This is a genomic window from Aurantiacibacter hainanensis (assembly GCF_036321025.1).
Taxonomy (GTDB): Bacteria; Pseudomonadota; Alphaproteobacteria; order Sphingomonadales; family Sphingomonadaceae; genus Alteraurantiacibacter; species Alteraurantiacibacter hainanensis.
The window spans coordinates 1,582,393-1,607,140 of sequence record NZ_JAZAPB010000002.1 but is presented as its reverse complement, the minus strand read 5'-3'; the positions used below and the strand labels follow the sequence as shown (position 1 = coordinate 1,607,140).

20 protein-coding genes and 1 tRNA gene are annotated in these 24,748 nt (G+C 62.7%); 10 read left to right on the top strand and 11 right to left on the bottom strand.

The window, feature by feature from the left end; all coding sequences use genetic code 11:
- Positions 1-94 precede the first annotated feature (94 nt).
- A tRNA-Arg gene (locus AAA989_RS15220) sits at positions 95-171 on the bottom strand.
- Between the two features lie 115 nt (positions 172-286).
- Entirely contained in the window at positions 287-3,433 is a 3,147-nt protein-coding gene (locus AAA989_RS15215; RefSeq protein ID WP_338245035.1) for a TonB-dependent receptor domain-containing protein, read from the bottom strand.
- A gap of 654 nt (positions 3,434-4,087) precedes the next feature.
- Between AAA989_RS15215 and AAA989_RS15210 the strand changes: the two genes are divergently transcribed.
- Positions 4,088-5,392 (top strand): MarR family winged helix-turn-helix transcriptional regulator, encoded by a 1,305-nt coding sequence (locus AAA989_RS15210; RefSeq protein ID WP_338245033.1) that lies wholly within the window; start codon positions 4,088-4,090, stop codon positions 5,390-5,392.
- 30 nt (positions 5,393-5,422) lie between these two features.
- Here the strand turns inward: AAA989_RS15210 and AAA989_RS15205 are convergent, their stop codons facing one another.
- Positions 5,423-5,968 (bottom strand): hypothetical protein, encoded by a 546-nt coding sequence (locus tag AAA989_RS15205; RefSeq protein WP_338245031.1) that lies wholly within the window; start codon positions 5,966-5,968, stop codon positions 5,423-5,425.
- Positions 5,969-6,080: 112 nt separating this feature from the next.
- Positions 6,081-7,190: a 4-hydroxyphenylpyruvate dioxygenase gene (gene hppD / locus AAA989_RS15200; RefSeq protein WP_338245030.1), complete on the bottom strand. Its 1,110-nt coding sequence runs from the start codon at positions 7,188-7,190 to the stop codon at positions 6,081-6,083.
- Positions 7,191-7,309: 119 nt separating this feature from the next.
- Between hppD and AAA989_RS15195 the strand changes: the two genes are divergently transcribed.
- The 3 genes from AAA989_RS15195 (at position 7,310) to AAA989_RS15185 (ending at position 10,268) form a co-directional block, all read left to right on the top strand.
- Positions 7,310-7,624 carry an FtsB family cell division protein gene (locus AAA989_RS15195; protein ID WP_338245028.1) on the top strand — a complete coding sequence of 105 codons (315 nt, stop codon included), beginning with the start codon at positions 7,310-7,312 and terminating at the stop codon, positions 7,622-7,624.
- A gap of 235 nt (positions 7,625-7,859) precedes the next feature.
- Positions 7,860-8,870: a pyruvate dehydrogenase (acetyl-transferring) E1 component subunit alpha gene (gene pdhA / locus AAA989_RS15190; protein WP_338245566.1), complete on the top strand. Its 1,011-nt coding sequence runs from the start codon at positions 7,860-7,862 to the stop codon at positions 8,868-8,870.
- Positions 8,871-8,873: 3 nt separating this feature from the next.
- Positions 8,874-10,268: a pyruvate dehydrogenase complex E1 component subunit beta gene (locus AAA989_RS15185; RefSeq protein WP_338245026.1), complete on the top strand. Its 1,395-nt coding sequence runs from the start codon at positions 8,874-8,876 to the stop codon at positions 10,266-10,268.
- A gap of 100 nt (positions 10,269-10,368) precedes the next feature.
- Here the strand turns inward: AAA989_RS15185 and AAA989_RS15180 are convergent, their stop codons facing one another.
- The 3 genes from AAA989_RS15180 to AAA989_RS15170 are packed head-to-tail and all read right to left on the bottom strand — an operon-like array spanning position 10,369 to position 12,904.
- Complete coding sequence (locus AAA989_RS15180) at positions 10,369-10,809, bottom strand: TadE/TadG family type IV pilus assembly protein (protein ID WP_338245024.1); 441 nt, start codon at positions 10,807-10,809, stop codon at positions 10,369-10,371.
- A gap of 5 nt (positions 10,810-10,814) precedes the next feature.
- On the bottom strand, positions 10,815-11,312 hold the full coding sequence (locus tag AAA989_RS15175) for a TadE/TadG family type IV pilus assembly protein (RefSeq protein ID WP_338245022.1): 498 nt from the start codon (positions 11,310-11,312) through the stop codon (positions 10,815-10,817).
- Positions 11,309-12,904 carry a pilus assembly protein TadG-related protein gene (locus AAA989_RS15170; RefSeq protein WP_338245020.1) on the bottom strand — a complete coding sequence of 532 codons (1,596 nt, stop codon included), beginning with the start codon at positions 12,902-12,904 and terminating at the stop codon, positions 11,309-11,311. The genes AAA989_RS15175 and AAA989_RS15170 overlap by 4 nt, the downstream gene beginning before the upstream one ends.
- A 178-nt stretch (positions 12,905-13,082) precedes the next feature.
- Here AAA989_RS15170 and AAA989_RS15165 point away from each other — a divergent pair, with 178 nt between their 5' ends.
- Positions 13,083-13,739, top strand: coding sequence for a squalene/phytoene synthase family protein (locus AAA989_RS15165; RefSeq protein ID WP_338245017.1), 657 nt, complete (start codon positions 13,083-13,085; stop codon positions 13,737-13,739).
- A 27-nt stretch (positions 13,740-13,766) separates the two neighbouring features.
- A complete protein-coding gene (locus AAA989_RS15160; RefSeq protein ID WP_338245015.1) occupies positions 13,767-14,240 on the top strand; it encodes an EF-hand domain-containing protein in 474 nt (157 codons plus the stop codon).
- Positions 14,241-14,244: 4 nt separating this feature from the next.
- Here AAA989_RS15160 and trmFO read toward each other — a convergent pair whose 3' ends face one another.
- Positions 14,245-15,612 carry a methylenetetrahydrofolate--tRNA-(uracil(54)-C(5))-methyltransferase (FADH(2)-oxidizing) TrmFO gene (trmFO, locus tag AAA989_RS15155; protein WP_338245013.1) on the bottom strand — a complete coding sequence of 456 codons (1,368 nt, stop codon included), beginning with the start codon at positions 15,610-15,612 and terminating at the stop codon, positions 14,245-14,247.
- 54 nt (positions 15,613-15,666) lie between these two features.
- Here trmFO and AAA989_RS15150 point away from each other — a divergent pair, with 54 nt between their 5' ends.
- Together AAA989_RS15150 and AAA989_RS15145 are read left to right on the top strand one after the other, a co-directional pair.
- Complete coding sequence (locus tag AAA989_RS15150) at positions 15,667-17,142, top strand: S41 family peptidase (RefSeq protein WP_338245011.1); 1,476 nt, start codon at positions 15,667-15,669, stop codon at positions 17,140-17,142.
- Positions 17,143-17,152: 10 nt separating this feature from the next.
- Positions 17,153-17,860 (top strand): lysoplasmalogenase family protein, encoded by a 708-nt coding sequence (locus AAA989_RS15145; protein WP_338245009.1) that lies wholly within the window; start codon positions 17,153-17,155, stop codon positions 17,858-17,860.
- Between the two features lie 7 nt (positions 17,861-17,867).
- Here AAA989_RS15145 and AAA989_RS15140 read toward each other — a convergent pair whose 3' ends face one another.
- The gene (locus tag AAA989_RS15140; RefSeq protein WP_338245008.1) at positions 17,868-18,458 is read right to left on the bottom strand and encodes a J domain-containing protein; all 591 of its coding nucleotides are present in this window, start codon (positions 18,456-18,458) and stop codon (positions 17,868-17,870) included.
- A gap of 444 nt (positions 18,459-18,902) precedes the next feature.
- Between AAA989_RS15140 and AAA989_RS15135 the strand changes: the two genes are divergently transcribed.
- Positions 18,903-19,130 carry a hypothetical protein gene (locus tag AAA989_RS15135; protein WP_338245006.1) on the top strand — a complete coding sequence of 76 codons (228 nt, stop codon included), beginning with the start codon at positions 18,903-18,905 and terminating at the stop codon, positions 19,128-19,130.
- Positions 19,131-19,186: 56 nt separating this feature from the next.
- On the opposite strand, the gene gyrA is transcribed toward AAA989_RS15135, so the two are convergent.
- Positions 19,187-22,024 carry a DNA gyrase subunit A gene (gene gyrA / locus AAA989_RS15130; protein ID WP_338245004.1) on the bottom strand — a complete coding sequence of 946 codons (2,838 nt, stop codon included), beginning with the start codon at positions 22,022-22,024 and terminating at the stop codon, positions 19,187-19,189.
- 373 nt (positions 22,025-22,397) lie between these two features.
- Between gyrA and AAA989_RS15125 the strand changes: the two genes are divergently transcribed.
- Positions 22,398-23,567, top strand: coding sequence for a tetratricopeptide repeat protein (locus AAA989_RS15125; protein ID WP_338245002.1), 1,170 nt, complete (start codon positions 22,398-22,400; stop codon positions 23,565-23,567).
- Between the two features lie 64 nt (positions 23,568-23,631).
- On the opposite strand, the gene ychF is transcribed toward AAA989_RS15125, so the two are convergent.
- A complete protein-coding gene (ychF, locus tag AAA989_RS15120; RefSeq protein ID WP_338244999.1) occupies positions 23,632-24,732 on the bottom strand; it encodes a redox-regulated ATPase YchF in 1,101 nt (366 codons plus the stop codon).
- Positions 24,733-24,748: the final 16 nt, after the last annotated feature.

Sequence of the window (24,748 nt, the reverse complement as noted above, 5' to 3'; positions counted from 1 at the left end):
TGTTGGCATAGTCCAACCGCCTCTCTGCCTTTTCAGGAAATTCGTATCTGCTGGAGCAAAACAGAGCTCCCGTCCCCTGCGGGATGGTGACCATTGGTGCGCCCGACAGGATTCGAACCTGTGGCCCCCGGATTAGGAATCCGATGCTCTATCCGACTGAGCTACGGGCGCCCCTGACGGCGTTTAGTCGGGGAATTTCACGCGCACAACCACCTAGCGCAATCAAAGAAAAGGGGCCTTTCCTGCGAAGGAAAGGCCCCGGATCTTTTGGCTGTATCGCCTTGGGTTAGAAGCGGACGTTCGCACCCAGGTAGAAGCGACGACCGTTGGTGTCGTAGAACTGCGAGTTGTACGTACCACCACGAAGCTGACCCAGCGAAGGATCGGCAGTCGGGTTGAAGTTACCAAGCGGCGGAGCCTCGTTGAGCAGGTTGTCGACACCGAACCGCAGGTTGATATCGTCCGTCACGGCATAAGACCCGTTCAGGTTGAAGCGGTTGTAGCTCGGATAGCCCGTGTTCGGCGGGTTCACCGGGTCGATCGAGGGCAGGTGCTGCCACTGGATGCCCAGGTAAGCCGGACCCCAGTTGTAGCCGAGCGTGGTGAACACACGATACTCGTAGTTGTTGCCCTGCAGGCCGTTTTCACCCGTACCCAGAGTGCCGACGTAGTCGACGATCGGGATAATGGGTTCGCCGTCGGCATTCACCAGCGGTGTCGATTCGAAGGTCAGCAGGTAGTTCGCCAGCACGTTCAGGTTGAGCGAACCCGGTCCGACATCGAAGCCCCAGTCGAGCGCGAAGTCGATACCTTCGACCTTGAACTGGCCGTTGTTCACGTAGGTAACCTGCACGTTGCCCAGGGCACCGGTCGCGTTACGCGGCACGTTCTGACAGAACGGCGAGTTGGCAACGTCGAGGTCGCTGCCGGACCAGGCCGGGTTGAGCGCCGGGTCGTAGCACTGCTGGAGTGCGACGGCGACGGTCTGCGGACCGATGGCGTCCTTCACGTCGATGCTGAACCAGTCGACCGAGAAACGGAAGCGGTTGAACAGCGCCGATTCGAAGGGTGAGTTGATGACCACACCCGCAGTCCAGGTGTTGGCAGTTTCCGGTTCTAGGTTCGGGTTGCCCACCGTCGTCGGGAAGGCAAAGCCGAAGGTGCCGGAACCCTGCACGCCCGCGTAGTACGAGTCGTCCGCGGTAGGCTCGCCAGACTGTTCCATCTGGATGCGGCAAACCGCTTCGACGCGGGCACCGTTGGCGTTGCCGCCCGCGAACTGGTCTCCCGGCTGGTTGGCCGAGAACGGAAGCGGGTTGGCCAGCGAGCAGGGGTCGCCTGCCGCGTTGACACCGAAGGTCTGCGATGCCTGCAGGAACAGTTCGCCGATGTTCGGAGCACGCTCCGCGCGGTTGAAGCCGCCACGGACACGCAGCCAGTCGGTCACTTCCCAGTCACCCAGGATCTTGTAGGTGTAGCTGGTCCCCGTGGTCGAATAGTCCGAAATACGGCCACCGACTTCCAGGTTCAGCTGCTGGATTGCCGGCAGGTCAGCCAGAACCGGGATCAGCAATTCGCCATAGACCTCGTGCACGTCGAAACCGGCATCCACGTTACCGCTGGGGTAAATGCCCTGTGCCTGGTCCTGGAAGGAACGGCCCTGGGTGGTCAGCGTGTCGTTGTCGAACTGGAACTGCACTTCGCGGAAGCTGGCACCGAGAGCGGCACCGAGTTCACCGGCCGGAAGATCGAACAGGCCACCGAAGACGTTAGCCTCGGCGATGGTCTGCGTGACTTCCGAGCGGTTCTTCAGGTCCGCACGGATGGCCTCGAGGCAGTCCTCGGAGAAGCCACCGGCCGGCGGATTGAAGAAGTTCAGGCCCGTCGTACAGCTGGCGCTGGAAGCACCGAAACCGAAGTTCGGCGGTCCCTGGTTGCCCTGAGCGAAGAAGCCTTCGCCGAAGTTCGGCGCGCTGAGCACGGCCTTGAAGCGCGACAGCGAGTTCACGCCCGTCTGCTTCGCGTAGGTCGAGGAGATGCCGTGGCTGACGAAGGTTTCCCACGCCAGCGCGGTACCCGGGATGAAGCCTTCGAGACCGGCGGTCAGGTTGTAGGTCTGAACGTCGGTGAAGGTTTCACGGTCGTCGGCCAGAAGCGACTGCAGCCTGAAAGTACCATCGGGATTCGGACGGCTTGCAAGCAGCGTTTCGAGTTCCTCCGGCAGCAGGCCATCGTCGATCTTCGTCGGATCGAGTTCGACGGTCCAGCCGTTCACGGCAGGCGAAGGCTCGTTGCGCGTGAAGGTCTCGACGTGGCTGAAGAGGCCCTGTGCGAACACGCCAACCCAGTCGTTGATCTCGTAGTTGCCGCGCGCGAACAGGTTGTAACGCGTAAGTGGCAGGATCAGGTAGAGGTTGGTGTTGTTGGTACCGATGGCGCCGTTGACCGACTGCTTGTAGCGCGGATCGTCCAGCGGGGCATTGCTGTTGCCGAAGTTCTGGCCGGTACCCTGTGCACCAATGGTGAAAGGCGTTCCGTCTTCGGTGAAGTAGATGGTCGTGTTGACCGCCGGCGCAGCCGGGCCGTTCGGGAAAACCGTGGAGTAGTCGGGCAGGTTGCCTTCGAACGAAGCACCCGGAGCCGGAATGAAGAACTGGGTGCCGCCAATGTTGGGATCGGCCCACAGCTCCTGGTACCAGTCGCGATCGCGCTGGTAGTTGGCTTCGCGAGTGTTCATCGACATGGCGAGCGACACGTTGCCGCGGCCATCGTCGAAGTCGGCACCCATGATGCCCGAAAGCTGGTACTCGAAGTTGTCGCCTTCCTGCGTGATGCCCATCTGGGCGTCGAGCTCGAGGCCTTCGAAGTCGCGCTTCAGGATGAAGTTCGTGACACCCGCGACAGCGTCGGCACCGTAGGTAGCCGAGGCACCGCCCGAAATCGTCTCGATACGCTCGATGGCAGCCGAGGGGATGGTCGAGATGTCGACCACGCCCGAGGCGTTGCCCGGCGTGCCGCGACGACCGTCGATCAGGACGAGGTTACGGTTCGTACCGATGCCGCGCAGCGAGATCGTGGCAGCACCCGGCGTGTTGGTCGCGGTCGGCTGAATGTCGCCGCCTGCGGTCGGGGTCTGCGCAGGAACGAACTGCGGCAGCTTGTTGAGGTTGGATTCGATGGCGGCGGTGGAGGACTGCTCGAGCAGGCCTTCGTCGACGGTCACCATCGGGCTGTTGGAATTGAAGTCCTGCGAACCGATACGCGAACCGGTCACGACGATGCGACGGTCGGAATTGGATTCCTCTTCGCCAACCTGGACATCGTCGCCCACGTCGGCTTCCTGGGCCATGGCCGGGAAGGCCACGGTCAGGGTGCTGGCTCCTCCAGCCAGCAGGACAGCCTTGAACAGCTGCTTGTTGCTAAAGGTTTTCACTTCGTGCTCCCTTCACAGTGACGGCGAACCCGCGACCTGCGGCTCCGCCAGTTATCATCGTCCCACGAAATATGGCCCGGTGCATCGCCAGCAATCACCCTGGTTGCCGACGCGATTTCGCGGGATTGACGTGTCTGATGTAATGAAACGGGTGCGGAACACGCGTACACAGGGCCCGGAGTCACCGGTCCTCTCTCGGCGCTGTAAAGCGCTGTGTGCATGCTTGCTTCCTCCCCCGGTGGACGGCCTTGAATCAGCCTCGTCCTCACCGATTTCCAGCCATATTAGGGCTGGTTGATTGTGTCTAGTCGAGGAATCGCGGGCATGTGGAAGGTTCGCCCGGATTTGCTCTCCGGCGCCAGACATAAGGCAATCGTCCGCGCGCGGCTTCGCAAGTGTGAAATTTAATTAAGCCGATATATCAGCGGTATACCGCGATTCCGTGCCAAAACCTTTTCCGCAACGTAATAAAGTGTTGCAAGGCTGCATCGCATTGGAAAATCATCCTGCCACAGCTTTGTTGATCGAGTCCGAAACCGCTGAAAACGGCAATCCGGTGCCGGCTGTGGATGAACGGACATCCGCTGGAAACGGCTCCTGTTCAAAGCGGACAAAGTTAATTATGAAACGGGTTCGACGGGGACGAAACAGAAAATGACGAAAGCCCGCGAAGGGAAGAGGATGGAAGGCAAGGCCAAGGCGGTACCGCAGTGGCGGAGCCTGCTTTTTGATCACGCCAAGCGGGTTTACGCCGATGGTGACGCCGGAGAAGCGCCGGCGGCCGACTACGATGTCCTGGTAAATCTGATGGGGCCGATGGCTGACGAGGCCATGCGGATTGTCGAGGCTTTCGCCTTCGGTGCCCGCGCGGCCGATCGCACGTCGGGCAAGGGCAATACGGTGCCGCCCGAATTCGAGACGCGGCTCGCCATCATTCTCAATGGCCTGGCTCCCGAAGCTGAAACGCATCGCGCGGCAGATAGCGGCACGACCACGGTTATCCAGCAGGAACTGTGGCAACTGCTGTACAAGGTGCGCGAAAGTGCCGAGCTATCCTACGCGCGGGAAATCGATCTCGTGGAACTGGACAGGCGCATCCTGTTCCTTCTGCGTAGCCAGGGCTCGCTGGTCCCGGCGGACATCTCCGGTGCCGTGGGCGTGGACAAGGCCCAGGTCAGCCGTTCTGTAAAGCGGCTGCTGGAACTCAAGATGGTGGAGCGCGACCAGATACGCGCACCTGTCAGCCTGACGCGAAAGGGCGTGACCTTGAGCGACAGGCTCCTGCGTCTTGCGGAATTGCGCAACCGCGAGCTGACGTTCGACATCAAGGATGACGAACTGGCCGATTTCTTCGCAGTGATCGAGAAGCTGCTGCGCCGTGCCGTGATGCTCTACGAGCAGGAGCGCGCGCTCAGCCAGACGGACGTGAAGTCGCTCAATCCCTTCACGATCGATCCCGATTACGAGCCGGGTTCGGACAGCCCCATCGTGATAGACCGCTCGCGCATCATCTCGCCGCTGATGACTCTTTCCGCCTACTTCAGTCGCAGTGGAGCTTTGACGTTCAAGCGACTGACGAACTTGTCGAATTTCGAAAGCTGGGTGCTCAACGAGATCGCTCTGGACGCGCCCATCGACTGGAACACGCTGGTCTCCCGACTCGACCGGGACCACAGCCAGGCGGGGCGAACGGTAAGTGCGCTGGTGGAACGCGGTCTGGTGGAACGCAGCGGGAAACCGGGGCGGCGGCACGGCCGGTTCACGCCGACGGACGAGGGCCAGCGCCTGTTCGAAATCATCCAGGAAGCGAGCCGTCAGCGCGGAGCCTTCCTGATGGCGCCGCTATCGGTTCCGGAGCGCGAGAAGTTCTCCGCCACCTTCGACAAGGTGCGCCGCAATGCCGTGGTACAGCTGGAGCGAGAGCGCACCTTCGATGAACTGGGACAGGACCTGCCCTAGCGCGAAGCGAACGGGCCTCGCGGGCAGGGCCTAGCGGACGCGTTCGACCCTAACCGAACGCTGCTGATCGTAGGTCATCAGGAAGCTGCCGAGCGACGCGCGATCGATCTCCACGCTGTCACCCGCGCTGGGCGGGCGATAGGAGAACGGCACGGATTCGGTGAAGATCCACTGCGCCCCGTCCTCGAGAGTTATCAGGTAGATGCCGCGCTGCCGCTCCGTCACCGAACGCACACGGGCGCGAAGCTCTTCCAATTGTCCGGCGGGTGTTTCGAAGCGTTCGGGCGTGCGGATGTCCTCTCTGCCGAAGCCGGAGGGCCCTTGCGTATCCAGCGGCGCACCGCGTCCACCGCGCGGAGCGTCCATCTCTCCCGGTACCGACGATCGCGCTTCACCGCCTGCAGCGCGGATGTTGTTGTCGTAACATGCAAGGCGCGCGGTCGCATCGTCGATCTGGGCACAGTTGCGCAGAATATTGAGCACGATCGCATCATCCACCTGCGCGGCGGCAGGCGAGGCGATCAGGGCCAGGGGAAGACTTGCGGCTGTAAGCGTAAGGGCGCGGAACGCGGTCATGATTTCGGGAAACTCCTCTCGTCAGCCAGCGTGATGGCGCGGAAGGCCTTATCACGCAAGGGGCTTGCGGCCCGCTGAATGCGAGCCGCCAGCTTATCCCCGACTGGTGAAGTTACGCCTCTACCGTCTTCGCATCCTTTGCATCGAGAACGCCGCGACGGATCTGGTCCCGCTCCATGCTCTCGAACAGGGCCTTGAAGTTGCCTTCGCCAAAACCTTCGTCGCCCTTGCGCTGGATGAATTCGAAGAACACCGGACCGACCTGTGCCTCGGCAAAGATCTGCAGCAGCAGGCGAGGGGAGCCGCCTTCGGTGGTTCCGTCGAGCAGGATGCCGCGGGCCTTCAGTTCGTCCACGTTCTCGCCGTGATCGGGCAGGCGATCGGGCAGCATCTCGTAGTATGTTTCGGGCGGCGCGGTCATGAAGGGAACGCCGAATTCCTTCAGCTTGTCCCAAGCGGCGACGAGATCGTCGCAGATCAGCGCGATGTGCTGGATACCCTCGCCATTGAACTCGCGCAGGAACTCCTCGATCTGCCCCTTGCCGCCTTCGCCTTCCTCGTTGAGCGGGATACGGATCTTGCCGTCGGGCGCCGTCAGCGCCTTGGAGGTCAGACCGGTATATTCGCCCTTGATGTCGAAGAAGCGGATTTCGCGGAAGTTGAAGAGCGTTTCGTAATAGTCCGCCCAGTAGGCCATCCGGCCGCCGTAGACATTGTGCGTCAGGTGATCGATCACGTTGAATCCGGCACCTTCGGGATGCTTCTCCACGCCCTCGAGATATTCGAAATCGATGTCGTAGATCGACAGGCCCTTGCCGTCCTCGTCCTCGTACCTGTCGATCAGGTAGACGATGGCACCGCCGATGCCGCGGATCGCGGGGATGTGCAGTTCCATGGGGCCGGTATCCACCTGCACAGGCTCCGCTCCACGCGCCAGAAGTTCCTCATAGGCCTTGGCAGCGTCCTTTACCCGGAAGCCCATTCCGCAGGCGGAGGGGCCGTGCTCGCGGGCGAAGAACCATGCAGCGCTGCGCGGTTCGTAATTCGTCACGAGGTTGATCTGGCCCTGGCGCCAGAGATGCACGTCCTTCGACCGGTGCGAAGCGACGTGCTTGAAGCCCATGGCTTCGAACACGGGCTCTATCTTTCCCTTTTCGGGAGCGCAGAATTCGACGAACTCGAAGCCGTCGAGGCCGATGGGGTTTTCGAAGAGATCAGTCATGGTTTCAAATGTAACCTTTTTGCAGCCATCGTGCAACACTCTAACGATCCGTCGAACTATCCGCAGGTTCCCGCGGAATGCGCTTGAATCCATGGGGCGTTTGTGATTCAAGACCATCCATGAAAAGGCCGCGCCGCGATATTGTCAGGGAACGCATCGGTAACGCAGCCGCGTTGCTGGTACTGATGCTGATCGGCGGCCTCGCACTGATCGGCCCTTCGGGCGTTCTCGCTTGGGGCGAGCAGGCCTCACGGCTCGACGAACACGAGAAGCGGATCGCGGCCCTTCAGGAGACCCGCGCCGAACTGGAGAACCGGGTCGAACTCCTGGATCCCGAAAACGTGGATCCCGACTTCGCATCCGAACTTGTCCGGGGCAATCTCAACGTGGCGCATCCTGACGAGTATGTCGTGGAGCTCGAACCGATCGAGTGACCGATTGCGATTGGCTAGCAGGTCAATCCATTTTCACCGCATAGGTAAATCGCCAAAGTGCGGCGTTGCACCTGCAACGAATCCCCGCCTATAGGCATTGCCACTGTACAAGCCGCAACGAATGCGGCGCGACTTAGGGGAATGCACCTTGGCCAAAGCCTCCACCAGCAGCGACAACGGCAAGCAGGCGTCGAAGGGATCGCCGGCAGCTTCGGAAAGCGACGCGGACTTCGCCCTGCGATCGCTGCAGGAGGCGCTGGAGAAGCAGAAACGGTTCGAGGCAAGCGAAGACCAGCTGATGCATTTCTACGAGCAGATGCTGCTCATCCGCCGGTTCGAGGAGAAGGCCGGCCAGCTCTACGGCCTCGGTCTGATCGGTGGTTTCTGCCACCTGTACATCGGCCAGGAAGCCGTTGCGATCGGTCTGCAGAGCGCGCTGGACAATGACCGCGACAGCGTGATCACCGGCTATCGCGATCACGGTCACATGCTCGCCTATGGCATAGATCCCAAGGTCATCATGGCAGAGCTGACGGGCCGCGCGGCCGGCATATCCAAGGGTAAGGGCGGCTCGATGCACATGTTCAGCACCGAGCACAAGTTCTACGGCGGGCACGGCATCGTCGGCGCGCAGGTGTCGCTTGGCGGCGGGCTGGCCTTCGCGCACAAGTACAACGAGGACGGCGGCCTGTGCCTTGCCTATTTCGGCGACGGCGCGGCCAACCAGGGCCAGGTCTACGAGACCATGAACATGGCCGCGCTGTGGAACCTGCCGATCGTGTTCGTGGTGGAGAACAACCAGTACGCCATGGGCACCGCGGTTAAGCGCTCCAGCGCCGAAACCGAATTCTACCGCCGCGGAACGGCCTTCCGCATCCCCGGCATGGACGTGAACGGAATGGACGTGCTGGAAGTGCGCCAGGCAGCCGAGATCGCCTTCGCCCACGTGCGCGAGGGTAACGGTCCGGTGCTGATGGAATGCAACACCTACCGCTATCGCGGCCACTCCATGTCCGACCCGGCAAAATATCGCACGCGCGAGGAAGTGCAGGAGCAGCGCGAACATCACGATCCGATCGAGCGGGTGAAGAAGGACTTGGCCGCCGCGGGCATCGAAGAGGAAAAGTTGAAAGAGATCGACAAGGGCATCCGTTCCACCGTCGCCGAGGCTGCCGACTTCGCGGAAAGCTCTCCCGAGCCCGAGCCGGGCGAACTCTACACCGATGTCCTGGTGGGGGAGTACTGAGCCATGGCGATCGAACTCAAGATGCCCGCGCTTTCGCCCACGATGGAAGAAGGCACACTGGCCAAGTGGCTGGTGAAGGAAGGTGATGAGGTTTCCGCTGGCGACGTGCTTGCCGAAATCGAGACCGACAAGGCCACGATGGAATTCGAATCCATCGACGAGGGCACGGTTGGCAAGATCCTGGTCGCCGAAGGAACCGAAGAGGTGAAGGTCGGCACCGTCATCGCCATTCTGGCAGCGGAGGGCGAGGACGTCTCGGACATCGAGGCGCCGGCCGAAAGCTCCTCCGACGACGAGGTCGAGGACGTGCAGGGCGAGGGCAAGGACGTGGGCCGCGAAGGCAACCCGCTCGACATCGACAAGCCCGCAGCCAAGCCGCGCGCTTCCGATCCGGAAATTCCCGAAGGCACCAATATGGTAAATCTGACGGTGCGCGAGGCGCTGCGCGATGCCATGGCCGAGGAGATGCGGCTTGACGAGCGCGTGTTCGTGATGGGCGAGGAAGTCGCCGAGTACCAGGGTGCCTACAAGGTCACCCAGGGCCTGCTCGACGAATTCGGACCCAAGCGCGTGATCGATACGCCGATCACCGAATACGGTTTCGCCGGCATCGGCACGGGTGCTGCCATGGGCGGACTGCGTCCAATCGTCGAATTCATGACGTTCAATTTCGCCATGCAGGCGATTGACCACATCATCAATTCAGCTGCCAAGACCAATTACATGTCGGGCGGCCAGATGCGCTGCCCGGTGGTGTTCCGCGGTCCGAACGGCGCGGCCAGCCGCGTGGGCGCACAGCACAGCCAGAACTATGGTCCGTGGTACGCCAGCGTGCCGGGTCTCGTCGTTATTGCGCCTTACGATGCCTCCGACGCGAAGGGCCTGCTGAAGGCCGCCATCCGCAGCGACGATCCGGTCGTCTTCCTGGAAAACGAGCTGGTCTACGGCCAGAATTTCGAGGTCGCCCAGCTGGACGATCACGTCCTGCCGATCGGTAAAGCCCGCATCATGCGCGAAGGGTCGGACGTCACCATCGTCAGCTACTCGATTGCCGTGGGCGTGGCGCTGGAAGCGGCAGACGAACTGGCGGAGCTGGGCATCGAGGCGGAAGTCATCGACCTGCGGACCCTGCGCCCGCTCGATACCGAAACCATCCTGAAGAGCCTTGCCAAGACCAACCGCGTGGTGATCGCCGAGGAAGGCTGGCCGACCTGCTCGATCGCGTCCGAAGTGGTGGCGCTGTGCATGGAGCAGGGCTTCGATCACCTCGACGCGCCGGTGCTGAGGGTATGCAACGAGGACGTGCCGCTGCCTTATGCCGCAAACCTCGAAAAGCTGGCGCTGGTGGATAAGGCTCGCGTCGTCGCGGCCTGCAGGAAAGTGACCTACTCCGACTAGGCTCCGCGCCTGGATTGCGGCATCCCCATCGCCGCAATCTATCTTGAGCGCCCCTCGCTGGTCGCGCCACGCTTCAGGGCGTGGCGCAACCAGGCGTTGGTCAGGTGTTGAGCAGGAAGATGGGGCGCGTGTAGGTGACGAACGGAAGTTGAATGCCTGCGAATTGCAGGAAGCTGTCGAGCTGGTACGAAACGGTTACCTGCAGTTCGGTGGCGCCGGCGACACGCTGGGTGCCCGCGGTGGTCACCACGGCGTTCACGCGGGTCTGGTCGAGAAGGTAGGGCGCACCCAGTGCGCGGTTCTCGGTCCAGGTTTCCAGCTGCGAGTTCGAAACCTTGTTCCCCGTCTGGTACTGCACCATGGCATAGCGGGCCACGTCGGCCGACAGCCCGCGCAGGGCGTTGTAGTTCTGCAGCGCGATCCCGACCTGCAGGACGCCGAAGAACATCAGCAGGAACAGCGGGCCTAGCAGGGCGAATTCGATGGCGACCGCGCCATCCTGGTCGCGCCTGATGCGGCAGAAGCGGGAGATGATCATCATGGCTCCTATCCAATCTGCACGGTGCGGCTGACTTCATAAGATATTGTCGAACCCACGCCCCATTCGGCCCAGGTCGGCGTATACCGGTCGGTCAGATCCAGCCTGATGAACGCATATTCCGTCACAGCGCCGCAGCTTCCGGCAGCGGTGACGTAGTCGGTCGCCGTGCCGCAGCGGAAGACCGGCGTCACGCGTACGGTCACGCTGTTGCAGCTCGCCATGCTGTCCGTGGACGTGACCGGCGTCGAGCCGCAGAGCGAAGTCGCAACGATGTTGCGCACGGTCTTGCGCTCGGTCGAGGTTTCGGGGGCCACGGCGCGGACCACGGCGGCTGCTTCGGCGGCGGCGCTCTGCAGTTCCGTCTGGCGCGCGATCATGGTGCTGGCCTCGAACCCGCCCAGGGCCATGACGAGCAGGACCGGCGTGACGATGGCGGTCTCGATAGCCATCGAGCCTTTGTCGTCGCTGCTGATGCGGGTGAGGCGGGCGAGTGCGTTCATCATGCTACCAGTAACACCTTCGATGCTGTGCTCACGACCGTCGTATCCTCGGTGGAGTCCGCCGGGCAGAAAGTCTGCATGTCCGTGGTGCCGGTGATCGTGATGTTGTTCGCCGCGATCATCAGGCACTGTGAGGTGACACCGGCCGTACCGGCGAAGAAGACCTCGCTCTTCGGGAAATACATCGTGCCGTTTAGAACGGTGTTGGAATTGCCGTTGAACTTCTGGCCGTTGTTGCCCGAACCAGGACCGTCGCGATCCTCGAATACCAGCATGCCAGCCAGCTCGTTCGCTTCGGCCGGGGCGACGCCCGCGGCCATCAGGTCGGATGCCGTCATGGCGGTAAGGTTCACGTCCGCACCGCCGTTGATGGTGATATGCGCACCATCGTAGAGGACGAACATGACCCCGGCGCCGACGACCTCGTGCTGGCCGTTGATCCTCAGTTCGCCGCCGACGATGTTGTAGACACCGGGCGCGAAAGCCGTGTCGCAGGCGATATGGATGGAGGTGTAAGTTCCAGGTCGTACGTTCCCGGCCTGCCCACCTTCCACGACGCGCACATCCGAATAGGTAGTCGTGCGGCTGAAATCGCGACGCTCCCACTTCTCGTTCTGCCCCTTGCCGCCAAGACTGCGCCAAAGGATATCGTCCTCGACGACAGTTCCGGCCTCGGTCCCGCTTGCAACGACGACGTCGTTGTTGTTGGTCGTCACGTCCGAAGGCGCGAGGCCATTGGGATTATCCCACGGAATGCGGTTGTTCTTGTTGCCTTCCCAGTAGGAATATTCTGTATAGGTGCGTTCATAGACGTCGGCAAAGGTCGTGTCGCCGCTACCGCCCGAGCAGGAGTAGGTACGGGCCACTCTCGATTCCGCGGGGTTCGGCGGGCTCAGGTCGGCAAACGGGTCATACAGACCGTCCATGTATTCCATGATCACGTCGTCGGTATTGGTCTTGAGCCATTCGTCCACGCCGCCGGCGGAGAGGATCCATCCTGCCTCGACTTCGGGATTGCCGTTGACCTTGATGGAGAGATCGTCGGTGGAAAGCGCCGCCATGCCGCAGCTCGCGGTCAGAACCGCGCTGCCGCCGATGGTCACGGCGCCTTCGTCGTCCTCGTCGATGGCGATCAGGCAGCTGGTGAAGGTCACGCCTTCCTCGAAGCTGGCCTGCGCGTAAGCGTAGATTGTGGCCGGATCACCGGTCACGAAAGTGGTGAAGGGCAGCGCCTTCGTCGCCGTGGCGGATACCGCCACCGAGTTTTCGCTGCCGCCAGCGTAATCGGCCAGCTGGATAACTGGCTCTGCGTTGAAATCGTCGGTCACCGAAAGGTTTGCGTCGAATTCCTGCTGTGCGCGCTGGACGAAGGTGCCGGCGGTGTCCTCTTCCGCCGCGGCCCAGGCCCCGGCGACGGCCGCCTGGTCGACCGCGAACTGCAATTCGCGTTTCCACATGTACCATTGGGTTACGTCAACCCCCATACCGGCACCGCCGATGAGAACCGGCATGCCCAGAGCGACCAGCAAGGTTGCGTTGCCGCTACGGCAACCGGCAAGGTTCTTCAGGGTATTGCGCATGAATGAGCGGATCATTGGGTACACCTCGAATAAACCAGCTAATCGTGCATTCTTAGCGGGCCTTTGGTTTCGCGGATGTAACGCAGCGGGGTTAACAGAATCTTTGCCTTGACCGGCTCTTCCCCGCAGACACTTGCCGCGAGAGCGCGCGGTCTTTGACTTGCAGCCGTCTTTCGGGTGAAGGGGCCGCATCATGTCGACCGGCATTCTCGAAACGCTTCCCCTGCCGCAGCGCCTGGCCCTGTCCTACGCGCCGCGCGGCAGGCGGGAAGACATTCTCGCCCTCCTGGCACTCAATACGCGCCTTTCGGGCATCGTGCGGCAGCATGGAGAGCCGGTGATCGCGCAGATGAAGCTGGCGTGGTGGCGTGATCGGTTCGCCGAGGACAGGGATAGCTGGCCAATCGGGGAGCCGCTGCTCGCGCTTCTCGCGCACTGGCAGGGGGATACGCGCATGCTCGGCCACCTTGTCGATGGCTGGGAAGGCCTTCTTGCAGAGAGGCTGGGGCGGACCGAGATCGAGCAGTTCGCACAAGGCCATGCCCTGGCATGGGTCGCGCTTTGCGAGCGTAAAGGGGGCGCTGAACCAGACGACGCGCTGCGGCAGGCAGCGAAACAGTTCGCTCTTGCAGATCTTGCCCTGAACCTTTCCGACGAGAATGAGCGCGCGCTGGCGATCGAGACGCTGGATTCCATCGGTCGCGGGCAGCAGCCGCTTCCTCGCGCCGCGCGGCCGCTTGCCGTGCTACGCGGACTGGCCCTGCGCGCGCTCGGGCGAGGGAACGCCGACTTGCTCGACGGGGGAGGGGCGATGGCACTGGCCTTGCGCCTCGGTATCGTGGGACGCTAGCTAAGTCCCCGAATCTGTGGGGATAATATGGACAGGATGATACTCGGCGCTTTCGGCGCCCTTGTGCTGGTGGCCTTGGGACTGTTCTGGATGCAGGGGCGGGCGCAGGTGGAGGAAGGGGCGCCGCCTCCGAACGCCGAGCGCGGCGCAGGGTTGCAGGAAGACCCCGACGCCTTGCCGAGTGCGGACGTATCCGACCTGACGGGTCCGGAGCCACCAGAGGCCAGCGAACTGACGCGCGAACAGCGGCGGTTCTTCCGCTACGATCGCAACCGCGATCTGAAGATCACACGGAACGAGATGCTTTCGACCCGCACCGACGGGTTTCGCCAGCTGGACGTCGATGGCAACAACCTGCTGACGTTCGAGGAGTGGGCAATCACCACCAGCTCGCGCTTCGAGGAGATGGATGCGGACGGGGACCGGGAGCTGACCCAGGCCGAATTCGCCACCAGCGCCCCGAAACCGCGGCGTACGTCGCGGCCCAGCTGCAACTGCTAGGCAGTTAGGCTGGCACCGTTTCCAGTCCCGCCAGCCATTCGCCGAAATGCTCCTTCGCACGCGAGGTGTAGGCTTCCTTGCGCTGCTTCTTCTTCACGTCGTGCAGCGGCGGGAACAGGCCGAAATTCACGTTCATGGGCTGGAAATGGCTGGCTTCGGCGTTGCCGGTGATATGGCCAAGCAGCGCGCCCATGGCGGTGGTTTCCGGGGGCGGGGACCAGGTTTCGCCGGCCAGCTCGCTGGCCGTCATCATCCCGGCCAGCAGGCCCACGGCACTGCTTTCGACATAGCCTTCGCATCCGGTCACCTGTCCGGCGAAGCGGATGTGGGGAGCGGATTTCAGGCGTAGTTGCTGGTCCAGCAGTTCGGGCGAATTGATGAAGGTGTTGCGGTGCATTCCGCCCAGTCGCGCGAACTCGGCATTCTCCAGGCCCGGAATGGTCCGAAACAGCTCGACCTGCGCGCCGTATTTCATCTTGGTCTGGAAGCCGACCATGTTCCACAGCGTGCCCAGCTTGTTGTCCTGCCGCAGCTGGACCACGGCGTAGGGCCAGCGTCCCTGCGGATGCTCCTCGGTGCGGTCATGGGGATTATCGAGGCCGACGCCCTTCATGGGGCCATAACGCAAGGTCTCGACCCCGCGCTCGGCATCCACCTCGATCGGCTTGCAGCCTTCGAAATAGGGCGTGTCGGCTTCCCATTCCTTGAAGTCGCCCTTCTCGGCATCGCGCAGGCCCTGCACGAATGCCTCGTACTGCTCCTTGTTCATGGGGCAGTTGATGTAGTCGCCATCTTCGTTGGAAGCCGCGGTCGTCTTGTTCCAGCGCGACTGGATCCATGCCTTGCTCATGTCGATGGAATCCCGATAGACGATCGGGGCAATGGCATCGAAGAAAGCCAAGCGGTCCTCTCCCGTCGCGCCGACGATGCTTTTCGCCAGGCTTGCCGCAGTCAGTGGACCGGTGGCGACGATGGTCAGGCCCTCTGCGGGCAACTGCTCCACGGTTTCGCGAACGATCTCGACGTTGGGATGCTCTTCCAGACGGCGCTGAACCTCGGCGCTGAAGACGTCGCGGTCCACCGCCATCGCACTGCCTGCGGGCACCCGGGCCTTTTCGCCGGCAGCCATTATCAGACTGTCCAGTCGCCGCATTTCGTGGTGCAGCAGACCGACGGCATTCTTCTCGTCGTCGTCGGAACGGAAGGAATTGGAACACACGAGTTCGGCAAGGCCATCGGTCTGGTGAGCCGGGGTCTGACCGCCGCCGCCACGCATTTCCGACAGGCGCACCTTCACCCCGCGTCGCGCCAGCTGCCATGCCGCCTCGCTGCCGGCCAGACCGCCGCCGATAATGTGGACCTGATGTGTCATGGCTCGCCAACTAGGCTCCTTGACCGACAATTTCGAGGGAGTAATGCCCCTTCCATGTCAAATCGTCTCTGGCGCAACGTGATTGCATCTGCCGCCATTCTGCTGGCCACGCCGCTTGCCGCGCAGGATTCCGCCGCTTGCGAGGACTGTTATACGGCGGAGGAGGCCCAAGAAGATCTTTCCACGCTCTACGCCCGCCTGCAGGAAGAACACGTCGATCTGTTCGCCCGCCGAAGCCGGACAGAATACGATGCCCACGTGGAAGCATTGCTGGCGCGCATCGACGGGTCGATGCCGCGGGACGAGTTTCACCTGATGCTGCACGAGGCCATGGCCTTCGGAAACATTGGCCACGCCAAGACCGAGGTGGCCATGGGCGATGTCTTCGCTCACGTGGGCGAGGGCGGAACGATCATCCCGCTTTCGGTTACCTATCGCGACGACATGATGGTGACCGACAACTGGTCGGGGCCGGGCGATGCCCTGCCACCGGGGTCGCGCATCACCGCGCTGGGCGGGATGCCGGTATCGGAATTCGAGGCCCGTGCGCGCCAGATCATCTCCGCCGACAGCACGCGTTTGCTACGCTCTCAGATCGCGCTTGGCATGCCGGCCTATCTTCATCTCGTCTTCGGTCCGGTAGAGAGCCTGCAGGTGGAATATATCGCGCCCGACGGCGAAATCGGCACGCACGAGGTCGCCGGAATGGGCCTGGGCGAGATGTATGCCATGCAGGAAGAGCGCGCCTTGCCGAGCCCCGGCCGCCGGCCGAGCGCGCGCATCCATCGCGACATGGGCACCGGCGTGTTCTACCTTCAGCCCGGCCCGTTCTCCGCCACCGAGGAAGAGCGAGGCGAGGATGGTGAAGCCTACACCATCGCGCCTTTCCGCGACTTCATCGATGAAGCCTTTGTCGCTCTGACTGCCAGCGGTGCAAGCGACCTGGTGATAGACCTGCGCGACAACGGCGGCGGGGATGCGAGCTTTTCCGACCTGATTATCGCGCGCCTGGTGGACCGGCCCTACCGCTATGCCTCCCGCTACGCGGTGCGCGCTGGCCCAAATACCAAGGCGGCATGGTCGGACTGGGAGGGCGATCCCGACAGTTTCGCCGGGCGCATCGCATCGGCGCTGGCGTCCGCCGCAGTGGGAGAGCGGGTCGAAATCGATCTGCCTGAGACGCAGCCGATAACGGACAACGCGTTCGATGGCCGGGTGTGGGTGCTGGTGAACCAGCATAGTTATTCCAACGCGGCCGTGATTGGCGCGCTGATGCAGGACCTGGGCATTGCCACCATCCTGGGCGAGGAGACCTCTGACCCGCCCACGACCTACGGCGCAGTGGAGAGCTTCGAGCTACCGCATTCCGGTGCCAGCATCATCTATCCCAAGGCATACATGGTGCGCCATTCGGGTGATGAATCGGCACGCGGCGTGGTGCCCGACTTCGTGATCGCGCCCAATCCGGTGGGCAGCGGCGACGACGTGATGCTGGAAACCGCTCTGGCGCAAATCCGGGCCTCGCGCTAAGCGCTGGCGCGTGCCGCCAAAGCAACCTCATCCCGCGCTGGCCCAGAAGCGCCCCTTCCTGCTGCTGAGCATCGTGGCGGCGCTGTCGTTCTATTACCTGCAGGCAACGAACCTGCCGGAGCTCTACCTCATCCCCATAAAGGGGTTCGCCGTCGGCTTTCTGGCGATCTACGCCTACCTGCGGCACCAGAGCGGGGATTCGCATCGGCTTGCGCTGGCCATGGCAGTGGCGGCCCTGGCCGACATGGCCATCGAATTCGACCTTCGCGTGGGCGCGGCGGTGTTCTTCGTCTTCCACATGATCGCGGTGTCGGTGTTCCTGAAACATTCGCGCGGCAAGCTGCACGGGTGGGACCAGTGGACCTTCCTCTCGATCCTGATCCTGCCGCCGCTGATCGGCTACTTCCTGCCCTACGACCGCGCCATCGCGTGGTTCGTCGCCATCTACGCTGCGGCGCTGGCCGTAATGGCGGCGAGTGCGTGGATGAGCGATTTTCCGCGCATGCGCGTCGCGGCTGGTGCCTTGCTGTTCGTTCTCTCGGACCTGCTCATCTTCGCCGAGCTGGGCCCGCTATCGGGCAGTTCAGTGCCGGAATACCTCGTGTGGCCGATCTACTACCTCGGCCAGTTCCTGATCACCGTTGGCGTGGTGACGACACTGCGGAAGCGGAACCCGGAACTGCGGATGGTCTACCGACGAGAGGACGACGCGGCCTGACCGCGGCCTATCCGTCAGCGGGTTCGGTTCCGGGACGGGCGCGCGAAAGAAGCAGCTTTTCGGCATCCTTCATCCGGCTTTGCGAGATGATCTCGTCCACGCCGGCCACGGTAATGGCCAGCTTCCCCTCTTCGTTGATGTCGATGAAGTTCTTTGATTTCAGATACCAGATGTGGAACTCGAAGTTCTCCTCGCTGACGCCCAGCTTTTCCTGCAACAGCCAGCCCACGATGCCCGCACTGGTGGGATGCTCCCGCCGCCGTCGGTAAAGCGACTGTAGGATCTGGTTCTGGACCTCGGCATCGTTGAGCGCAGTTCTCTCATCCAGGCCGAACTTCGGGGCATCGGGACGGAAGGTCTTCTCGGAGCCAACGTGCTGGACGTAGAGCGTGTTGTATTCCTGACGCTTCTTCGGATCGCGCAGCAGGGTGTAGGCCTCGACGACTTCCAGGAACCGCTCCTCGTCCGCCGTCTCGATGTTGTCCGGATGGTACATCTTGGCGAAGTAATGATAGGCGATTTCAAGAATTCGCGCCTCGCAGTCCGGATTGACCTGCAAGACGGAATAGTAATCGACGAACGATGGCTGGGTCCCCATGGCCGGCACGATAAGTCGTCCGGAGATACGTGACTAGAGCCAAAATAGCGGGCAGGCCCCGCAACCGCGAAAGCAGGACATCCGAGACCAGTCCGGGCATTCTCTTACCTTGTCGGGGCGCTGTGCCTTTGGCGAAAAATCAGCCGTTTCACGGGCTTTCGAACCGGCGTGCCCGCCGTCAGACCCCTGTGGAAAAAGTTGTGGATAGAATGGGAGAACATTAGCTGGATTCGCTCCACGTTTTCCCCATTATGATCGGAAAACGGGTCACGGTTCGCTCACATGGGGAGAGCAATCAATGGCTAAGTTCATTTACCGATCATCAAATCCCGATCCCTGGATTCAACCGCGGCCGTTCCAGGATCCGGACATGCGCCGCATGAAATTCGGCAGGATCAAGCCGATGGAAAGCCCCGGTTTTCTGGCCAGATTGCTTGGCCGTTAATGACCTGGATCGTCTTGCTCCTGTCGTCGGCGCTGGCGCTGACCGGCGTCCTGGCCTTCTTCGTGCATTGGATGTTCTGGTCGCCGGGCGAAGACGATGCTCCGATTCACGAACCCTCGAACCGGTCGATCATCGTCCGCATGCGCAAATGGTTTACCCGGCCGACCCCAAAGCTGGAATATCGCCGCGACGAAAGAGGCCGGTTCCGCAAGACTTGGCGGGGGTGAACGCCTGACCGAAGGAGCGCGGGCAGAACTGCCCTGACGCTCCTTTCGCTACCCCTCTATTCCGCGTCATCCTCATCGAGATTATCGTCCCGATCCATCGTCGTGTGCGGTTCGGTCTGGTCACCGCCTCCGCGACGTTCCAGCATTTCCGCGACCACGGCTTCCTCGGCCTCGTTTTCCGGGCTTTCATCCTCGTCGATGCGCGCTGCGCCCACGATCTTCTCGCCCTTGGAAACGTCGAAGATGCGGATGCCCGACGAACTGCGACCGTAGACGGCCCAGCCCAGGTGGTTTTCGAACCCGCCCTCGATCAGGTGACGGAAGTTGACCGGCAGGCGGATCAGCTTTGCGCGGTCGGTCACCAGCATCAACTGCATCCCGTGGCGCACGGGGAAACTGGCGACGACGGGGCCGTTGCGATCCTCGTTGCCGGGCGTGCCGATGTTGGTGAGGCCCTGGCCCCCGCGACCGATCGTGCGGTATTCGTAGGCGCTTGATATCTTGCCATAACCGTTGGCCGTGATGGTGAGGATGAACTCCTCCGCCTCGGCCATTGCCTCGACCTGTTCGGCGGGCAGGGTGGCTTCCGCATCATTGTTCTTCCAGGCTGCGGCGCGCAGGTAGGCGTCACGCGTCTCCATGTCGGCGTCGAGCTTGTCGAGCACCGCCAGCGAGACGACCTTGGCATCGTCCTTCAGGGTCATGCCGCGCACGCCGATACCGGTTCGGCTCTTGGTCTCGCGCGCGTCGGTCGCAGCGAAACGGATGGCCTTGCCGGCGTCGGAGGCGAGGAACACTTCCTGCTCCTCGTTCAGCAGGCGCACGCCGATCAGCCGGTCGCCGCTGCCTTCGACGAAGCCCATCGCGTATTTCCCGTTCGAGGGGACGTTGGTGAAGGCATCCATCGAATTGCGGCGCACCATGCCCTGTTCGGTGGCGAAGACGATGTTGAGCGCTTCCCACTCGTTCTCGTCCTCGGGCAGGGGCAGCACGTTGGTAACGCGTTCCTCGTCGCCCAGAGGCAGGAGGTTCACCATCGGGCGGCCCTTGGTCTGCGGCCCGCCCTCGGGCAGCTTCCAGACCTTCAGGCGATAGACGCGGCCGGTATTCGTGAAGAACAACACGGGGTTATGCGTCGACGTTACGAACATTTCGACGACGGCGTCCTCGTCCTTCGTCGCCATGCCGCTGCGGCCCTTGCCGCCGTGGCGCTGGGCGCGGAAGGTGTCGAGCGGAGTGCGCTTGATGTAGCCGGAGAGGGTGACGGTGACGACCATCTCCTCCCGCTCGATCAGGTCTTCGTCCTCGAGACCGTCCCACGCGGGCGCGATTTCGGAAACGCGCGGAGTGGCGAACTGGTCGCGAACTTCCTGCAGCTCCTCCCGCATCACGGCGTAGAGCTTCGCGCGATCGGCCAGCAGCGAAAGGTAGTATTCGATCTTGTCGGCCAGTTCCTGCAGTTCGTCGCCGATCTCGTCGCGGCCGAGGGCCGTCAGGCGATGCAGGCGCAGGTCGAGGATGGCTTTCACCTGCCGCTCGGAAAGCTGGTAGGTGCCTTCGGCTTCATCCGACGTGGGTTCGATGGCTTCGACGAGGCGGATATACTGGGCGATGTCGCCGATCGGCCATTCCTTGGCGAGCAGCTTGGCCCGCGCGATCTGCGGGTTGGAAGATCCGCGGATCATGGCAACCACCTCGTCGAGGTTGGAGACAGCGACCACCAGGCCCAGCAAGATGTGCGCACGGTCCCGCGCCTTGTTCAGCTCGAACTTGGTGCGCCGGGTGATCACCTGCTCGCGGAAGGCGATGAAGCTGGAGATGAACTCGCGCAGGTCCAGCGTTTCCGGCCTTCCGCCACGGATGGCCAGCATGTTGGCCGGGAAGCTGGATTGGGCAGGCGTGTGACGCCACAGCTGGTTCAGCACCACTTCGGGAGTGGCGTCGCGCTTCAGTTCGATGACAACGCGGACACCCGCGCGACTGGATTCGTCGCGGATGTCGGAAATGCCCTCGATGCGCTTCTCCTTGGCGGCATCGGCGATCTTCTCCACCAGCCCGGCCTTGCCGACCTGGTAGGGAATGGAGGTCAGCACGATGGACTGGCGATCGTTCTTGCCGGTCTCGATCTCGTGCCGGCTGCGCATCAGGATCGAGCCGCGACCGGTGGTATAGGCGGAGCGCGCACCGCTCTTGCCCAGGATCAGCGGGGCGGTGGGGAAGTCCGGTCCGGGGATGATCTCGTGCAGCTGTTCGGCCGTGATGGCCGGATCGTCCATGTAGGCAAAGCAGCCGTCGATCACCTCGCCCAGGTTGTGTGGCGGGATGTTGGTGGCCATGCCCACGGCAATGCCGCCCGCCCCGTTCACCAGCAGGTTGGGGTAGCGCGCGGGAAGGACGGACGGTTCCTTTTCCGACCCGTCGTAATTGTCGACGAAATCGACCGTATCCTTGTCGAGATCGCTCAGCAGCGGGTCTGCCGCCTTGGCGAGGCGGCTTTCGGTGTAACGCATGGCCGCCGGGGGATCGGGGTCCATGGAGCCGAAGTTGCCCTGACCATCGATCAGCGGCAGTCGCATCGACCACGGCTGCACCATGCGGGCCAGCGCATCGTAGATCGCGCTGTCGCCGTGCGGGTGGTACGAACCCATGACTTCACCGACGATCTTCGCCGACTTGCGATAGGGGCGGGTGGAAGTGTAGCCGCCGACCTGCGCGGCATAGAGAATGCGCCGGTGAACGGGCTTCAATCCGTCGCGTACGTCGGGCAATGCGCGGCTCACGATCACGCTCATCGCGTAATCGAGGTAGCTCGTCTTCATCTCCTCGACGATGTCGATGCGGCCAAATTCGCCCGGATTACCCGGGGCGCCAAGAGTTTCGGTCTCGTCGCTCACTAAAATGCAATTCCATTATCGTTCTGGTTGGTTGCCAATGTAGGGAAGGGGGGGCTGCTTCACCATAGCCAGCCAGGGCAAAACCCTCGTAAATCCGGCCTTTTTCCACACCTCACCGCCGCGAACCTGAATTTAGGCGTCTTGCCCCGTTAAAACGCCATTCAGCGCCGTTTCGGTAGGACATATTTGCAATCTCGGCAGTTGTGTGCATGAGGCCACCGCCGGGAAAGACGGGTAGTAGAAAGCTGCCTGCCTAGAATTACCAGGAGAGATTACGACTATGCTTCGCGCCTTCCGTTCCACTCGCAACAAATCCTTTCGCGGAACCGTAGCCGGCTTCGCCCTCGCCATCGCGCTTGCCGGCGGTGTGGCCATGGGTTCGACCGCTGTTACCTCCGAAGCTGCGCAGGCGCAGAATTCGAGCGGATTTGCCGAAGCCTATCAGCCCGTCGCCGAAATGGTGAACGCGCAGCCCGCCAATTACGAAGGCGCGCGCGCCGCGATCCCGACCGTGGTCGCCGCCATCGAGAACGAGAACGACCGCCAGGTGGCCGGTAACCTCATCCTCAACATCGGCAACAACCTGTCCGACCCCGCGCTGCAGCGCCGTGGCCTGCAGATGATGCTGGACAGCGGCCTTGTCGCACCCGAGCAGGTCGGCCAGTTCAACTGGTTCGTCGGCAGCCTTGCCTATCAGGCCGATGACTGGGCCGCGGCCCGCGCGGCTTTCGAGGCGGCCCGTGCGGCCGGCTATTCCGACCCGGAAGCCGACCTCGTCTCCCTGATCGCGGACACCTATGGCCGTGAGGGCAACGAACAGGCCGGTCTCGACTACCGGATGCAGGCGATCGCCGATGCAGAAGCGGCCGGCAACACCCCCAACGAGGGCTGGATCCTGAGCGCGCTGCAGAGCACCTACGACAACGACATGTCGAGCGAAGCCATCGACGTTTCCGAGGCATTGCTGCGCCACTATCCGACCCAGACCAACTGGGTGAACACCCTGCAGGTCGTCAACGCCCTGTACGAGTTCGAACCTGAAGCCCGCGTCGACCTTTTCCGCCTGATGCGCGTCACCGACGCGTTGACCCAGCGTCCCGAATTCGTGCGCTACATCGAGGATCTCGATCCGCGCGTGATGTCGAACGAGGTGCAGAAGGTGCTGGCAAGGGGTACCGAAGAAGGCGTGTTCACCGCCGACGATCCCTACTACGTCGAGGTGAAGGGCATTGCCGATACCCGCGCTCCGCAGGACCGCAGCGGTATCGACACCATCGTGTCGGATGGTCGCTCCGGTGACGGTCTCGATGCCATCGGTGCCGGTGACGTCCTCTACTCGCTGGACGATTTCGCCCAGGCCGAAGAACTCTACAGCACCGCGCTGGATAAGGGTTACGACGCCAACGTGGCCAACACCCGCATCGGTATCGCGCAGGCCCAGCAGGGCAACTACGCTGCCGCGATCGAGACGTTTGCCAAGGTCGACGGCACCCGCGAGCCCATCGCTCGCATGTGGGCCGCCTACGCCGCATCGATGATGTAAGGGCGTCTGATCGAACGAATGCCGGAACGGCGCGGAAGCTTAGGTTTCCGCGCCGTTTCCTTTTCTAGACATTGAACTTGAACAGCAGCACGTCGCCGTCCTGCACCAGGTAGTCCTTGCCTTCCTGGCGCAGCTTGCCCGCATCGCGCGCGGCCGCTTCGCCGCCCAGGGCGACGTAATCGTCGTAGGCGATGGTTTCGGCCCGGATGAAGCCCTTCTGGAAATCGGTGTGGATCTCGCCCGCCGCCTGCGGTGCCTTGGCATCGGCGGGTGTCGTCCAGGCGCGCGCTTCCTTGGGGCCGGCGGTGAAGAAGGTCTTCAGCTTCAGCAGTTCGTATCCCGCACGGATGACGCGGGCGAGGCCGCTTTCCTCGAGGCCGAGTTCGGCGAGAAATTCCGCCCTGTCCTCGGGCTCCATGTCCACCAGCTCGGATTCGATCGCGGCGGAAACGACGACGGCTTGTGCACCCTCGGCGGCGGCCTTGGCGAACACCTTTTCAGACATCGCGTTGCCGGTCGCGGCTTCGTCTTCAGCCACGTTGCATACGTAAAGCACAGGCTTCGCCGTCAGCAGCTGGGCCTGCTGGAACAGGCGTGCTTCCTCGTCGTCGTTCGGCTGCGTCAGCCGGGCAGGCTTTCCTTCGCGCAGCAGCTCGAGCGCCTGGCCCAGCACGCTGGCCAGCGCCTTGGCTTCCTTGTCGCCGCCGGTGGCACGCCGCTTTGCGTTCTCCACCCGCTTCTCGAGGCTCTCCAGGTCCGCCAGCATCAGCTCGGTCTCCACGACCTCCGCATCGGCCAGCGGATCTACCTTGTTCGCGACGTGCTGGATATCGTCGTCCTCGAAACAGCGCAGGACGTGGACGATGGCATCCACCTCGCGGATATTGCCGAGGAACTGGTTGCCCAGGCCTTCGCCCGCGCTTGCCCCTTTCACCAGCCCCGCAATGTCGACGAACGAAAGCTGGGTGTGGATGACCTTCGCGCTCTTCGCGATGGCGGCGATCTTCTCCAGCCGCTCGTCAGGCACGGCCACCTGGCCCACATTGGGTTCGATGGTGCAGAACGGATAGTTGGCAGCCTGCGCGGCCTGCGTTTCGGTAAGTGCGTTGAAAAGGGTCGACTTGCCGACGTTGGGCAGGCCCACGATCCCGCAGCGGAATCCCATAATTTCGTGCCTTCAT

Excerpts from the sequence above, each read along its gene's own strand:
- AAA989_RS15210 (WP_338245033.1), top strand. The coding sequence starts at position 4,088 with ATGACGAAAGCCCGCGAAGGGAAGAGGATGGAAGGCAAGGCCAAGGCG.
- AAA989_RS15125 (WP_338245002.1), top strand. The coding sequence starts at position 22,398 with ATGGGTTCGACCGCTGTTACCTCCGAAGCTGCGCAGGCGCAGAATTCG.
- AAA989_RS15165 (WP_338245017.1), top strand. The coding sequence starts at position 13,083 with ATGTCGACCGGCATTCTCGAAACGCTTCCCCTGCCGCAGCGCCTGGCC.
- AAA989_RS15185 (WP_338245026.1), top strand. The coding sequence starts at position 8,874 with ATGGCGATCGAACTCAAGATGCCCGCGCTTTCGCCCACGATGGAAGAA.
- trmFO (WP_338245013.1), bottom strand. The coding sequence starts at position 15,612 with ATGACACATCAGGTCCACATTATCGGCGGCGGTCTGGCCGGCAGCGAG.
- AAA989_RS15180 (WP_338245024.1), bottom strand. The coding sequence starts at position 10,809 with ATGATGATCATCTCCCGCTTCTGCCGCATCAGGCGCGACCAGGATGGC.
- hppD (WP_338245030.1), bottom strand. The coding sequence starts at position 7,190 with ATGACTGATCTCTTCGAAAACCCCATCGGCCTCGACGGCTTCGAGTTC.
- AAA989_RS15175 (WP_338245022.1), bottom strand. The coding sequence starts at position 11,312 with ATGATGAACGCACTCGCCCGCCTCACCCGCATCAGCAGCGACGACAAA.
- AAA989_RS15135 (WP_338245006.1), top strand. The coding sequence starts at position 18,903 with ATGACCTGGATCGTCTTGCTCCTGTCGTCGGCGCTGGCGCTGACCGGC.
- AAA989_RS15170 (WP_338245020.1), bottom strand. The coding sequence starts at position 12,904 with ATGATCCGCTCATTCATGCGCAATACCCTGAAGAACCTTGCCGGTTGC.
- AAA989_RS15160 (WP_338245015.1), top strand. The coding sequence starts at position 13,767 with ATGGACAGGATGATACTCGGCGCTTTCGGCGCCCTTGTGCTGGTGGCC.
- AAA989_RS15140 (WP_338245008.1), bottom strand. The coding sequence starts at position 18,458 with ATGGGGACCCAGCCATCGTTCGTCGATTACTATTCCGTCTTGCAGGTC.
- AAA989_RS15150 (WP_338245011.1), top strand. The coding sequence starts at position 15,667 with ATGTCAAATCGTCTCTGGCGCAACGTGATTGCATCTGCCGCCATTCTG.
- AAA989_RS15205 (WP_338245031.1), bottom strand. The coding sequence starts at position 5,968 with ATGACCGCGTTCCGCGCCCTTACGCTTACAGCCGCAAGTCTTCCCCTG.
- ychF (WP_338244999.1), bottom strand. The coding sequence starts at position 24,732 with ATGGGATTCCGCTGCGGGATCGTGGGCCTGCCCAACGTCGGCAAGTCG.
- AAA989_RS15195 (WP_338245028.1), top strand. The coding sequence starts at position 7,310 with ATGAAAAGGCCGCGCCGCGATATTGTCAGGGAACGCATCGGTAACGCA.